Genomic DNA, 12,549 nt, shown 5'->3' on the forward strand with positions numbered 1-12,549 from the left:
GCGAGCGGGGTGCAAGGCTCAGTCAGGCAACTGTTTGACGAATTCAATGAACGCGCGCAGCGCGGGCGGGGTGAGATTGCGGTTGGGGTAATACAGAAAGGGGCCGGGAAACGGTTGCCACCAGGGGCGCAGCACCGGCTCGAGCGCGCCGGATGCCAGGTGCGGCGCAAGCCATTGCTCGAACAGGTGAATGACCCCGTTTCCGGCGATTGCCGATTGAATCGCAAGATCGAGGCCTCCGCCGATCTCCACCAGCAGTTGCCCACGCGGAAGGATGGTGACGATCTCCCCCTTGCGCTCGAACTCCCACTCGGCAATCACGCCGCTTGGAAAACGACCACGGATGCAATCGTGGTCGATCAGTTCGCGCGGGTGGTTGGGGCGGCCACGCCGATCCAGGTAGCCGGGAGATGCCGCGGTTGCGCTGCGTTGCACACGCGGGCCGATCGGGATCGCCACCATGTCCTGCTGCAGCCGCTCGCCGTAGCGGATGCCCGCATCGCACCCGGCGGCGATCACGTCGATGAAGCTCTCTTCGGTCAGCACCTCGACGGTGATGTCCGGATAGGCCGCCAGAAACGGCGGCAGAATGCGCGGCAACACCAGCCGCGCCGCACTGACCGGCACATTGAGGCGCAGCGTACCGGCCGGCGTGTCGCGAAACGCGCTGACCACTTCCTTGGCGCCCTCCAGCTCGATCAATGCCGGCTCGATGCGGGCCAACAGCGCCTTGCCCGCATCGGTCAGCACCACACTCCGTGTAGTGCGGTTGAACAGCCGCACGCCGAGCCAGGCCTCCATCCGCTTGATGGCATCGCTGAAGTTGGATGCGCTCTGGCCCGCGCTCTTGGCCGCTTCCCGAAATCCCCCGGCGCGCGCCACCCGCACGAACGCGTCCATGTCACCCAGACGATTGCTCATTGTTCGGAAATTCGTACGGCCCGTTCAATTTATACCAGATTGTCGCACAGAGGTCGCGGCCGTAAATTGCAGCGGCACTACCGAAGTGAAGCGTTTCCCTGCCACAGGCACGACGTCACATTAGCTCGTCCCGGACGAGCGTGCGCCGTGCCCGCAGCGGCCGCTCCCGCTCAATCGCAGACGCCGCTCCGCCCACCAATCCAAGGACATCTCATGACCGACACTCAACTCGGTGGCACCTTCACCCTGCCCGGCACCAGCCTGCAGCTCAAGCGCATGGGCTACGGCACCATGCAATTGCCCGGTTCCCATGTGTGGGGACCGCCGCGCGACAAGGCCCAGGCGCTGGCGGTGCTGCGTCAGGCCGTTGCCCTGGGCGCCAATCACATCGACACCGCGGAATTCTATGGGCCTCACGTCTCCAATGCGCTCATCCGCGAGGCGCTGCATCCCTACCGCGACGATCTGGTTATCGTCACCAAGATCGGTATCGCCCGCGGCAACGACAGCTCGTGGAACATCGATCTGTCGCCGGACAGCCTTCGGCAGCAGGTACACGCCAACCTGAAGAGCCTGGGCCTGGAGACGCTGGAGGTGGTCAATCTGCGGCTGGGCGCATTGGGCGACACCGACGACAGCTCGGTGGCCGAGCCGGTGGCCTGCCTGGCCGAGCTGCAGCGCGAAGGCCTGGTGCGCCATATCGGCTTGAGCAACGTGACGGCGCGACAGCTGGCGCAGGCGCAGTCACTGGCCAGGATCGTATGCGTGCAAAACCACTACAACCTGGTCAAGCGCGACGACGACGCCTTCATCGACGCGCTCGCGCAGCAAGGCATCGCCTATGTGCCGTTCTTCCCGCTCGGCGGTTTTTCGCCGCTGCAGTCGGACGTACTCTCCGGCGTCGCCAGCGCGGTGGGCGCCACACCGCGGCAGGTGGCACTGGCGTGGTTGCTGCAGCGCTCGCCCAATCTGCTGGTGATCGCCGGCACCTCCTCGCCGGCGCATCTGGCCGAGAATTTCGCGGCCTGCGACCTGGTGCTGTCCGCAGACCAGCTTGCAACACTGGATGGGATCGCCGCTCACACTCGTCCCGTACACGAGGCACACCAATGACCACCCTCGAACAGCGACTGCAACGGTTGGAAGACGAAAGCGCCATCCGCGCGTTGGTGGCTCGCTTTGCCGACACCTGCATCCGCGCCGACCACGATGGTTTCAAGGCCTTGTGGACGGACGATGGCATCTGGGAGATCGGAGCGCCGTTCAACCTCAGGCGCGATGGCATCGAAGCCATTGCGGCATTGCTCCATCAACTACGCGATGAACGCAACTTCTTCACCCAGCTGGTACCGACCGGGCTGATCGTGATCGAGGGTGATCGTGCGGCGGCGCGTTGGCCTGTCCGGGAGCTGGCCACCGGCCCGGAAGATCACTACTACGACAATGTGGCGATGTATTCGGACACTTTCGTGAGGACCGCTAGCGGCTGGCGCTTTTCCAGCCGTTCCTACACCTATCTGTGGTTGAACACCGAGCCGTTCGGCGGCCAGTCCTTCGGCACGCCACAGCTTCCCTGACCGCCCGGCCCGACCAGGCGCGGGCCGCTCGCGCAGTGTTGCGCAGGCAGTTGGCCCGGGCACACGGCGACACGTATCCGACGCACCGGCGCTCAGCGCCGGTTTTTTCTTGCAGGCCACCCTGCAGGCATGCAACGCGTGCCGCGGTTGCGTGACTGCAGCGCTGCCTTCACTGCGTCGAACGGCACGGCCCTCGTCGGGCCCAGGCGCAACCGGCATCGTGCCGGCCCCCGTCCGTGGTTGCGCACCGTGCATACGCGCGTTCGACCGCAGCGTATCCACCGCGATCCGCGTGCGCGAACGCTGTCTGCGCAGCGCCGTTGGCTGAGACGTTCTGTCGGGTTGACCGGCTGCTGGCGTCGCAAGATCCATCCATCGATCCGGTCCATTGGTCTGCGTGCCGGAGCGCACATGCACTGCCAGCGACAGCGTGGCGGGGCGCCAAGGCCTCACGCGGCGGCCGTCTTTCTCACCGCAGGTGGATCATGCACAACAACAAGGTCGTGTGGAGCGAAGGGCTGTTTCTGCGCCCGCAGCATCTGCAGCAACAGGAACGCTACCTGGAGCGCTATGTCGATCTGCGTGCGGCGCGGCTGCGGCCGCATGCCTGGGGCGTGAGCGAGCTGGAATGGGAAACCGACCTGCTGGCGGTGGGCAAACTGGGGCTGCGCCGCGCGCGCGGGGTGTTCGCCGACGGCACGCCGTTCGCGATGCCGGGCGACGATCCGTTGCCGGTGGCCATGGACGTGGAGCCCAACTGCCGCGACCAGATCGTCTATCTCACCTTACCGCTGAAAGTACCGGCACAGCCGGAGCTGGGCCGTCCGGAATCGCCGGTCGATCAGTTGTTCCGCTACCGCGTGCGCGAAACCGAAAGCGGCGATGCCTCCGGCAGCACCTCCGAGGCCGTGCTGATGGAAGTCGGCGGCCTGAGCACGCGGCTGCTGCCGCAATCGCAACCGCTGGAAGGGCTGGACCGCATCGCGGTGGCGCGCATCATCGAAACCCGTGCCGATCGCCAGGTGGTGCTGGATCCGCATTTCATTCCCAGCGCGATGGTGTGCCAGGCCGCGCCGCGGCTGACCACCTTCCTCACCGAACTGCTGGGGTTGTTGCATCAACGCGGCGAAGCCCTGGCCGCACGGGTGACGCTGACCGACCGCGGCGGCGCGGCCGATATCGCCGATTTCCTGCTGCTGCAGCTGGTCAATCGCTGGCAGCCGCAGATCGCCCATTGGGCCGCAGCGCCGCTGGTGCATCCGGAAGAACTGTTTCGCGCCTTGCTGGCGCTGGCCGGCGAGCTGAGCACCTTCACCGCAGCAGGCAAGCGCCCGCCGGCCTGGCCGGTGTACCGGCACGAGGCGCAGCAGGACAGCTTCGAGCCGGTGATCGCGGCCTTGCGCAGCAGCCTGAGCGCGGTGCTCGAACAGACCGCCACGCCATTGCCGATGCAGGCGCGCAAATTCGGTGTCTGGGTGGCGATGGTGCCGGACCCCACGCTGCTGGACAGCGCGGCCTTCGTGCTGGCCGCCAAGGCGCAGATGCCCAGCGAGGAACTGCGCCGGTTGCTGCCGGCGCACGCCAAGATCGGCCCGGTGGAGCAGATCCGCGACCTGGTCAACCTGCAGTTGCCCGGCATCGTGGCCAACCCGATGCCGGTGGCGCCGCGGCAGATTCCGTACCACGCCGGGTACCTGTATTTCGAGTTCGACAAGAGCGCTGCGCTGTGGCGCAGCTTGAAGACCTCCGGCGGTATCGCGTTCCACTTCGGCAGCGAATTCGCCGGGCTGGAGTTGCAATTGTGGGCGATCCGGAGCTGAGCGCATGAGCCGTCCTCTCACCGAGTTGGAGCCGATCGCTGCGGCGCCGTTGCCGGCAGATGCCGTGCTCACCGACGACACCGACATCAGCGAACTGCTGGGGCGCAGCGTCAACCCGCTGGTGCAGGCGGCCACGCCCTTGCTGCTGCTGGCGGTGCAGCTGCGCCACAGCGCGCAGTTGCCGGAGGTGGCGCGCCTGCGCGAGCAGGTGATGGCGCAGATCCGTCGCTTCGAGCAACGCGCACGGCAAGGCGGCGCGCCGGTGGAGGCGGTCACCGCCGCGCGTTACGTGCTGTGCGCGTTGCTGGACGAAGCGGTGCTCAACGCGCCGTGGGGCGAGCGCAGCGGCTGGTCGCAGAAGACCTTGCTGGTGGTCTTCCACAGCGAGTCGTACGGCGGGGCCAAGTTCTTCCAGATCCTGGAGCGGCTGTGCGCCGATGTGCGGCGGCATCTGGACCTGATCGAGCTGATGTACCTGTGCCTGGCGCTGGGCTTCGCCGGCCGCTACCAGATCGAGGCCGGCGGCCTGGCCCGGCTGGGCGAGATCCAGGACGATCTCTACCGCCGTATCCGCGCCGAGCGCGGCGCGGCGCCGGACAGCCTGGCGCCGCGCTGGCGCGGTGTGGAAGACCGCCGCCGGCTGGGGCGGTTGCTGCCGCTGTGGGCCGCTGCACTGCTGGGGCTGAGCGTGCTGGTGGTGGCCTTCGTGTGGTTCCAGACCCGCCTGAGCAGCCTGGCCGCACCGATCGGCGCGCAGGCCGCGCAGTGGGGGCTGGCGCCGGCCACGCCGCCGGATGCCACCCCGCTGCCGCCACCGCCGGTGCGTCTCAAGCAATTGCTGGCCGCGCCCGAGCGCGACGGGTTGCTGAGCGTGGATGAGCAGCCCGATGGTCAGAGCCGCGTGCGCCTGAGCAGCGCGGCCATGTTCGCCTCCGGCGGCGTGGACGTGGAGCCGGATCAGCGCGGCCTGATCGCGCAGATCGCCGCGGCGATCGAGCAACTGCCGGGCCGGGTGATCGTGGTCGGGCATACCGACGACGTGCCGGTGCGTTCGCTGCGCTTTGCCGACAACTACGCCTTGTCGGCGGCGCGTGCGCAGGCGGTGGCGCAGCTGCTGCGCGCGCAACTGACCACGCCGGGGCGGGTGGAGGCGCTGGGCGCCGGCGATTCGCAGCCGCTGGTACGGCCGCCCCAAGTGCCCGCCAATCGCGCGCGCAATCGCCGCGTGGACATCCTGTTCCAGCCGGGGGAATGACGATGAAGACGCTGTTGTCCAAGCTGAGCGCCACGCTGGTGGTGAGCGTGCTCGCCCTGGCCCTGCTCGCCGTGCTGCTGTGGGTGGGCGGGCCGTACGTGGCGATCGGTGGCTGGAGCCCGTTGGCCGGCGCGGCTGCGCGCGGGCTGGCCATCGTGCTGGTGATCGTGCTGTGGCTGGGCGTGCTGGCATTGCGCCGCTGGCAGGCGCAGCGACGTGCCGGCCGGCTGTCGAGCGCGCTGGCCGCGCCGGGCCGCGACGACGACCGCGAGCTGCGCAGCGGCCAGGAGCGCGCGCAGCTGCAGGCGCGCTTCCAGCAGGCCATCGCGCTGCTGCGCAAGCGCCGCGGCGGCGATCTGTACAGCTTGCCGTGGTACGCGTTGATCGGCCCACCCGGCTCGGGCAAGAGCACCTTGTTGCAGCATTCCGGGCTGCAGTTTCCGCTGGCCGCACGCATGGGCGATGCGGCGCTGCGCGGGGTGGGCGGCACCCGCGATTGCGAATGGTGGTTCACCGACGAAGCGGTGTTCCTGGACACCGCCGGCCGCTACACCACCCAGGATTCGGACCAGGCCGTGGATGCCGGTGCCTGGCGCGATTTCCTGCGCCTGCTGCGCCGGCATCGCCCGCGCCGGCCGCTCAACGGCGTGCTGGTGACCATGAGCATGTCCGATCTGCTGCTGCTCGACGATGGCGAGCGCGAGACCCACATGCAGGCGATCCGCCGCCGCCTGGACGAGCTGGCCGAGCAGCTTCAAGCCGCCGTGCCGGTGTACCTGATCTTCACCAAGTGCGATCTGGTCGGTGGCTTCGGCGAGTTCTTCGACGATCTGAGCCCTGCGCAGCGCAGCCAGGTGTGGGGCATCACCTTCCCGTTGGCGCAGACCCTGGAAGGCCAGGCCGCGCGCCGCTTCGCCGATGAATTCAACCTGCTGCAGCAGCACCTGAGCGCACGCCTGTTCGAGCGCTTGAACCTGGAACGCGACCGCTTGCGGCGCGCGGCGATCCTGGCGTTTCCGCAGCAGCTGGCTGCGCTCGGCGAGCGCGCGCGGCAGTTCGTCGAAGGCAGTCTCGCCGGCAACGCCTACGGCCCGGCGCCGCTGTTGCGCGGCGTGTACTTCACCTCCGGCACCCAGGAAGGCACGCCGATCGACCGCATGATGGGCGCGGTGGCGCGCACCTTCGGGGTGGACGATGCGCGCGTGCATGTGCCGGGCGCGCAACGCCGCACCTTCTTCGTCGAACGCCTGCTGCGCGAGGTGGTGCTGCGCGAATCCGGGCTGGCCAACACGCCCCCATCGCGGCAACGCCGCATGGCCTGGCTGCAGGCGGCCGCCTATGCCGGCGTGGCGGTGGTGAGTGGCGCGGTGCTGGCCGGGTTGGGCGCCAGCTATCTGGGCAACCGTGCCTACCTGGCGCAGGTGCAGCAGGCGCTGGACGCACGCCCGGCAGTGCCCGATCCCAATACCGCCGCCAGCATGCCCGAGTATGTGACGCGCACGCTGCAACAGGCGGCCGCCACGCAATCGGTGGTGCAGGTGGCGCAGCAGTATCGCGACGGCGCGCCGTGGTCGCTGCGCATGGGCCTGTTCCAGGGTCACGCGCTGGGCGATGCGCTGCAGGCCGGCTATCTGCGCCAGCTCAATGCCACGCTGATGCCGGCGTTGGCCGTGCGTTTTCGCGATGGCCTGGTCGACAACGCGCAGGCACCGCAGGCGCTGTACTACACGCTCAAGGGCTATCTGATGCTGGGCCAGCCGCAGCACCTGGATCCGGCCCAGCTCAGTGCGCTGGCCGCGATCGAGGCCGGCAAGCTGTTCCCGCGCGATCCGGCGCAGCAGCAGGCGCTGGCCACGCAGTTGCAGGCCGTGCTGGACGCGCCCACGCGCGTGCGTGCGTTGTCGCTGGACGGGCAGCGCATTGCGCAGGCGCAAGCCAGCCTGCAGGCGGCCGACCTGTCCACGCTGATCTACGGCAACCTGCTGCTCACACCGCCGGCCGGCACGCCGCTGCGGCTGGACAAATCGCTGGGCCTGCTCGCCGACACCTTCGTGCGCCGTAGCGGTACGCCGTTGTCCGCACCGGTGCCGGCGCTGTACACCCAGCCGGTGTTCGCGGCCCTGCAGCGCGACGGCATCGGCCAGGCGGTGGAGCGCTTCGGGCGCGACGATTGGGTGTTCGGTGGCGCGCCGCTGGATGCGGCCGCCCGCGCCGCGCTGACGCGCCAGGTCGGGCAGCGCTACGAAGCCGACTACATCCGTTACTGGGATGCGCTGCTGGCCGATCTGCAGCTGCGTCCGGCCGTCGATCTGGCCACCGCCAGTGCCACCGCGGCCAAGCTGGCCGGCCCCAGTTCGCCGCTGCGCCTGTTGCTGGGCGTGGTCGGCGAACACACCCAGGCGATGGACCGCGCGCCGCCACCGGATGCGGCGCAGCGCGCGGCCGCCGCAGTGGCCGGCAAGGCGGCCGCCACCGCCGGCAGCGCGGTGGCCAAGCTGCCGGGCGGGGCAGCGATGCGCGCCGCACTGGCCACCCCGGCCGATCCGTCGGCAGTGGCGGCGCCAGCGCCGGGTGCGGCCATCAGCGAGCACTTTCTTGCGCTCAACGCACTGGCCGAGGGCGCGCCGGGCAGCACGCCGCTGGATCATCTGCTGGGCGTGCTCGATCAACTCGGCAAGCAGTTGCTGGTGGTCTCCCAGGGCGGCGGAGATGCCGCGGCCGCCAACGCGCAGCTGGCGCTGGCGCGGCAGCAAATGGCGCAGTTGCCGCCGCCGGTGAGCGGCTGGCTGCAGAGCCTGGCCGGCAGCAGCGCCACCTTGATGACCCAGGGCGCGCGCGCAGCGCTGGATGCGCAGGTCAGGCAATCGGTCGGCGAGGTCTGCAGCGACTTCGTCCGCGGCCGCTACCCGTTCGACCCGACCGCGCAGGTGGAGATTCCGCTGCAGAATTTCGGCGAGCTGTTCGGCAGCGGCGGCCGGCTGGATGCGCTGTACACCGGCACCGTGCAGGCGCTGCTGGACACCCAGGCGCCGCAATGGCGCTGGAAGCAGGGCCCGGATGCGGTGGTCGGCGCGCCCGGCCTGCCGGCGCAGCTGCAACTGGCGCAGCGCATCCGGCAGAAGTATTTCCGCGGCGGGCCGGCTCCGCAGGTGGGCTTCACCGTGCTCGCACCCACGCTGGGCGAAGGCGTCACCCGGCTCACGCTCGATATCGACGGACAGCGCTACGACTACCAGCCCGGCGCCGCGCAAAGCATGCCGATGATCTGGCCCGGCCCGGTGCCGGGGCATGTCTCGATCGCCGCGTTCGGCGCCGACGGCGTGGCCCTGGGCAAGCTCGATTACCAGGGCGACTGGGCGCTGTTCCGCGCGCTGCAGGACGGGCATCTGCAAAATCCCTCCGACCTGCGCTTCGTCGCCAGTTTCGCGCTCGGCGGTCACGACGTGCAGGTACCGCTGCGCGCGGGCAACCTGCGCCATCCGTTCCTGGACAGCGACGTCCAGCACTTCGCGTGCGGCGGATGAGCATGCCGGCCACCGAACAGATCGGCTTCTACGGCAAGTTGCCCGGCGTGGGCGATTTCGTGCAGCGGCGCCTGCCGCCCAGCTTCGTACAGCCCTGGGATACGCACTTCGCTGCCTGCCTGGAGGCGGTGCGCCAGCCGCTGGGCGCGCGCTGGCCGGCGGCCTATCGCGCCAGCGGGGTGCGTGCGTTCGCGCTGGGGCCGGGCGTGTGCGGGGCGCAGGCCTGGGCCGGCGTGCTCGGCCCGGGCGAAGACCGGGTGGGGCGGTGTTTTCCGCTGACCCTGGCGATGCCGCTGTCGCAGCCCTGCCTGCCGGCACCGGCGTGGTTCGGCGCATTGGCCGCCTGTCTGGGGCGCGCCTTGCGCGCGCGTACCGACGCGGCCGGCTTCGATGCCGCGGTGTGCGCGTTGGCGGTGCCCGCAGCGCCATCCACCGCACCGGCGCCGGCGCACGGCCAGTCCTTGTGGTGGCGGCCAGGGGACGCGGCGCAGGCGTTGGGCGGGCTGCCCGCCGCCGAACGCTATCTGGAGTGGCTGCTGGCCGAGCAGGACATCACCGAGGTGACACGATGAGCGCGCCCTACCGATCGGCCGGGCATACCGAAACCGGCAAGGTGCGCCGCCTCAACGAAGACGCGCTGCTGGTGCGCGAGGAGGCCGGCCTGTGGGTGGTGGCCGATGGCCTGGGCGGCCATAGCGCCGGCGATTACGCCAGCCAGCTGCTGGTGCAGCGCCTGGGCACCCTGGTGCGCCCGCCGGACCTGTGCGACTTCCTGGATGCCATCGACGACGCCCTGGCGCAGATCAACGCCGAGTTGCTGCACGCCGCGCGGCAGCGCCGCGTGGACATGATCGCCACCACCGTGGCAGTGCTGGTGCACGACCCGGATTTCATGCTGTGCGGCTGGGTCGGCGACAGCCGTATCTACGCCCGCCACGCCGGCCCGCTGCGCCAGCTCACCCGCGACCACGTGCACGGCGTGCGCGAGGACGTGACCCGGTTCGGCAACGCCCAGGCCGCCGCTGCCGCGGCCGGCGTGCTCACCCGCGCGGTGGGCGCGCAGGAACCGTTGTTCGTCGATTGGGTGCTCATGCCCAGCCTGCCCGGCACGCAGTTCGTGCTGTGCAGCGACGGCATCAACAAGGAAATCCCCGACCCGGAGCTGGATGCCGAAAGTCACCGCTTCGGCGATCCGCGCGCGCTGCTGGCGCGCTTGTTCGAACTGGCGATGGGCAGGGCGGCGCGCGACAACGTCACCGCCGTCGTCGTCCGTCTGCAGGAGTGAGCGCATGCACCACGACACCGCCACCGTGACCGAACTGGTCACCGCCATGCGCCGCGGTGCACTGGATCTGGAGGCCGTACTGGCCGCACTGGGCAAGCGCGCGGCGGTGCCGGAGGCCGAGTACCGCGATGGCGTGGAAACGCTGTGGCAACTGCAGCGACAGCAGCTGCTGGACGATGTCACCGTCACCACCCTGGTGAGCCGCCTGGAGGCCTTGCGCGACGGCGCTGGCAGTCACGCGTTCGTCGCGCCCACCGCATCCACCTCCCCGCCGATCGACGACGACGCCACCGTGGTGATGCCGCGTCGCGACGCGGTACACGTCGCCGACGACGACATCACCCGCGTGCAACCGGCGCAGCCACTGCCCGGCGACGCGCCCAGCCTCACCAGTGTGGGTCTGGGCACGCAGACCGGCCTGGGCACCCTGACCGGAACCGGAACCGGCACCGGCACCGCAGGCACCGCCAGCCTGTCCAACTGGCAGCAGCTTGCCGATGCGGCCGGCGGCGATCACGCCGGCGTCGGCAGCCTGCTCAAGGGCCGCTTCCTGCTGGAGCGCGAACTCGGCCGCGGCGGCATGGGCGTGGTGTATCTGGCACGCGACGAACGCAAGGTGGAAGCGCGCGACCGCGACCCATGGCTGGCGGTGAAGGTGCTCAGCGACGAATTCCGCCGCCACCCGGACGCGCTGGTGGCGCTGCAACGCGAAGCGCGCCGTTCGCAGAAACTGGCGCACGACAACATCGTGCGCGTGTACGACTTCGACAAGGACCGCACCCTGGTCTTCATGACCATGGAGTACATCGGCGGCTGCGATCTGAAAACGCTGATCCGTGAGCAGGCCTACAACGGCATGCCGCTCAAGCAGGCCTGGCCGTTGATCGAGGGCATGGGCCGCGCGCTGATCCGTGCGCATGCGGCCGGGGTGGTGCATTCGGATTTCAAGCCCGGCAATGTCATGGTCACCCGCGACAACGTGGCCAAGGTGTTCGACTTCGGCATCGCGCGCGCCGGCAAACACGCCGCCGATGCGGCGGGCGAACAGACTTTGTTCGATGCCGCCACGCTGGGCGCGCTGACGCCCGCCTACGCCAGCCTGGAGATGATCCGCGGCCAGGCACCGACTCCGGCCGACGATCTGTACGCGCTGGGTTGCGTGTGTTTCGAACTGCTCACCGGCAAGCACCCGTTCGACAAACTCAGTGCCGAAGTGGCACTGCGCGAGGGGCGCCGCCCGCCGCCGGTCCCCGGCCTGACCTGGCGCCAGTACGCCACGCTGTGCGCGGCGGTGGCCTTCCCGGCCACCCATCGCCTCAAGCGCGTGGAGCAGCTGCTCGATGGTCTGCGCCAGGTGCCGTTGCGCGAACGCGCGCTGCCATTGCTCGGCTACGGCGCCGCCGCGCTGGCGGTGCTGGGCACGGGCGGGTGGGGGATCCACCGCTATCTGCATCAGCAGCATCTGGCCGAGGTGATCGCACGTTTCGGCGCGCAGGATCCGCAGCGCTATCGCGACGAAGCCCAGGCCATGCAGGCGCTGTCCAGTCTGGAGCCGGACGACCGCCGCCGCCTGCTCACCGACCGCAGCGACCTGATCGAGGATTTCCTGCTGCGCCGCCTGGATGCAGTGTGGAATCCGGCCAATGGCCGCGACGACTATCGCGGCGCATTGCAGGTGTTCGCGTTGCGCGATCGTCTGCGGCTGTACTCGCCATCGCTGGATGCGCGCCGCCAGACCATGGAGCGCGAGAAGAACGAACGCCTCAACGCACTCGATACCGCGCTCAATCGCCAGCTCGATGCCGGCCTGCTGTTCCGCAGCCAGCCGGACAACGCGCTGGCCACGCTGGATCAGGTGCGTCGTATCGATCCGCAGAGCAGCCTGTTGCGCCACTCGGCGCTGGAGGTGGGCCTGGACGAGGCCATCGCGCAGACGGTGGCCGCCGGGCAACTGAGCGCCGCGCGTCGTGAGATCGACCAGGCCCGTGCCGCCTTCCCGGACTCCTTGCGCCTGCAGCTGCGCAACGCCGACGTGCAGCTGGCCGAACAGCAGGCCAGCCGCGCGCCGCGCACGGCTACGCCGCTCGACGCCGCTGGCGCCCGCCAGGCGTTGGCCACCGCCCTGGCACAGCCCGCCAGCGACCCGGCCTGGCGGCAGCGCGTGGCC

At 69.8% G+C, this 12,549-nt stretch carries 9 protein-coding genes; 8 read left to right on the forward strand and 1 reads right to left on the reverse strand.

Features of this window, described 5'->3' with window-relative positions; translation table 11 throughout:
* Nucleotides 1-18: 18 nt before the first annotated feature.
* Entirely contained in the window at nucleotides 19-900 is an 882-nt protein-coding gene (locus LL962_RS10840; protein ID WP_104587831.1) for a LysR family transcriptional regulator, read from the reverse strand.
* A 234-nt stretch (nucleotides 901-1,134) separates the two neighbouring features.
* Between LL962_RS10840 and LL962_RS10845 the strand changes: the two genes are divergently transcribed.
* The 8 genes from LL962_RS10845 to LL962_RS10880 all read left to right on the forward strand — a co-directional run.
* Nucleotides 1,135-2,034: an oxidoreductase gene (locus LL962_RS10845; protein ID WP_228316895.1), complete on the forward strand. Its 900-nt coding sequence runs from the start codon at nucleotides 1,135-1,137 to the stop codon at nucleotides 2,032-2,034.
* Nucleotides 2,031-2,498 (forward strand): nuclear transport factor 2 family protein, encoded by a 468-nt coding sequence (locus LL962_RS10850; RefSeq protein ID WP_228316896.1) that lies wholly within the window; start codon nucleotides 2,031-2,033, stop codon nucleotides 2,496-2,498. Before LL962_RS10845 ends, LL962_RS10850 begins: the two co-directional genes overlap by 4 nt.
* Nucleotides 2,499-2,983: 485 nt before the next feature.
* Nucleotides 2,984-4,318: a type VI secretion system baseplate subunit TssK gene (tssK, locus tag LL962_RS10855; protein WP_228316897.1), complete on the forward strand. Its 1,335-nt coding sequence runs from the start codon at nucleotides 2,984-2,986 to the stop codon at nucleotides 4,316-4,318.
* A gap of 4 nt (nucleotides 4,319-4,322) precedes the next feature.
* A complete protein-coding gene (gene icmH, locus LL962_RS10860) occupies nucleotides 4,323-5,573 on the forward strand; it encodes a type IVB secretion system protein IcmH/DotU (protein WP_228316898.1) in 1,251 nt (416 codons plus the stop codon).
* The gene (gene tssM / locus LL962_RS10865) at nucleotides 5,570-9,097 is read left to right on the forward strand and encodes a type VI secretion system membrane subunit TssM (RefSeq protein ID WP_228316899.1); all 3,528 of its coding nucleotides are present in this window, start codon (nucleotides 5,570-5,572) and stop codon (nucleotides 9,095-9,097) included. The genes icmH and tssM overlap by 4 nt, the downstream gene beginning before the upstream one ends.
* Nucleotides 9,094-9,669, forward strand: coding sequence for a type VI secretion system-associated protein TagF (tagF, locus tag LL962_RS10870; protein ID WP_228316900.1), 576 nt, complete (start codon nucleotides 9,094-9,096; stop codon nucleotides 9,667-9,669). Before tssM ends, tagF begins: the two co-directional genes overlap by 4 nt.
* Entirely contained in the window at nucleotides 9,666-10,382 is a 717-nt protein-coding gene (locus LL962_RS10875) for a PP2C family protein-serine/threonine phosphatase (protein WP_228316901.1), read from the forward strand. Before tagF ends, LL962_RS10875 begins: the two co-directional genes overlap by 4 nt.
* Before the next feature lie 4 nt (nucleotides 10,383-10,386).
* The coding region (locus LL962_RS10880; protein WP_228316902.1) for a serine/threonine-protein kinase at nucleotides 10,387-12,549 on the forward strand (2,163 nt) is incomplete at its 3' end.

The sequence above is a fragment of the Xanthomonas sp. NCPPB 1067 genome (genome assembly GCF_020783795.1).
Taxonomy (GTDB): Bacteria; Pseudomonadota; Gammaproteobacteria; order Xanthomonadales; family Xanthomonadaceae; genus Xanthomonas; species Xanthomonas melonis.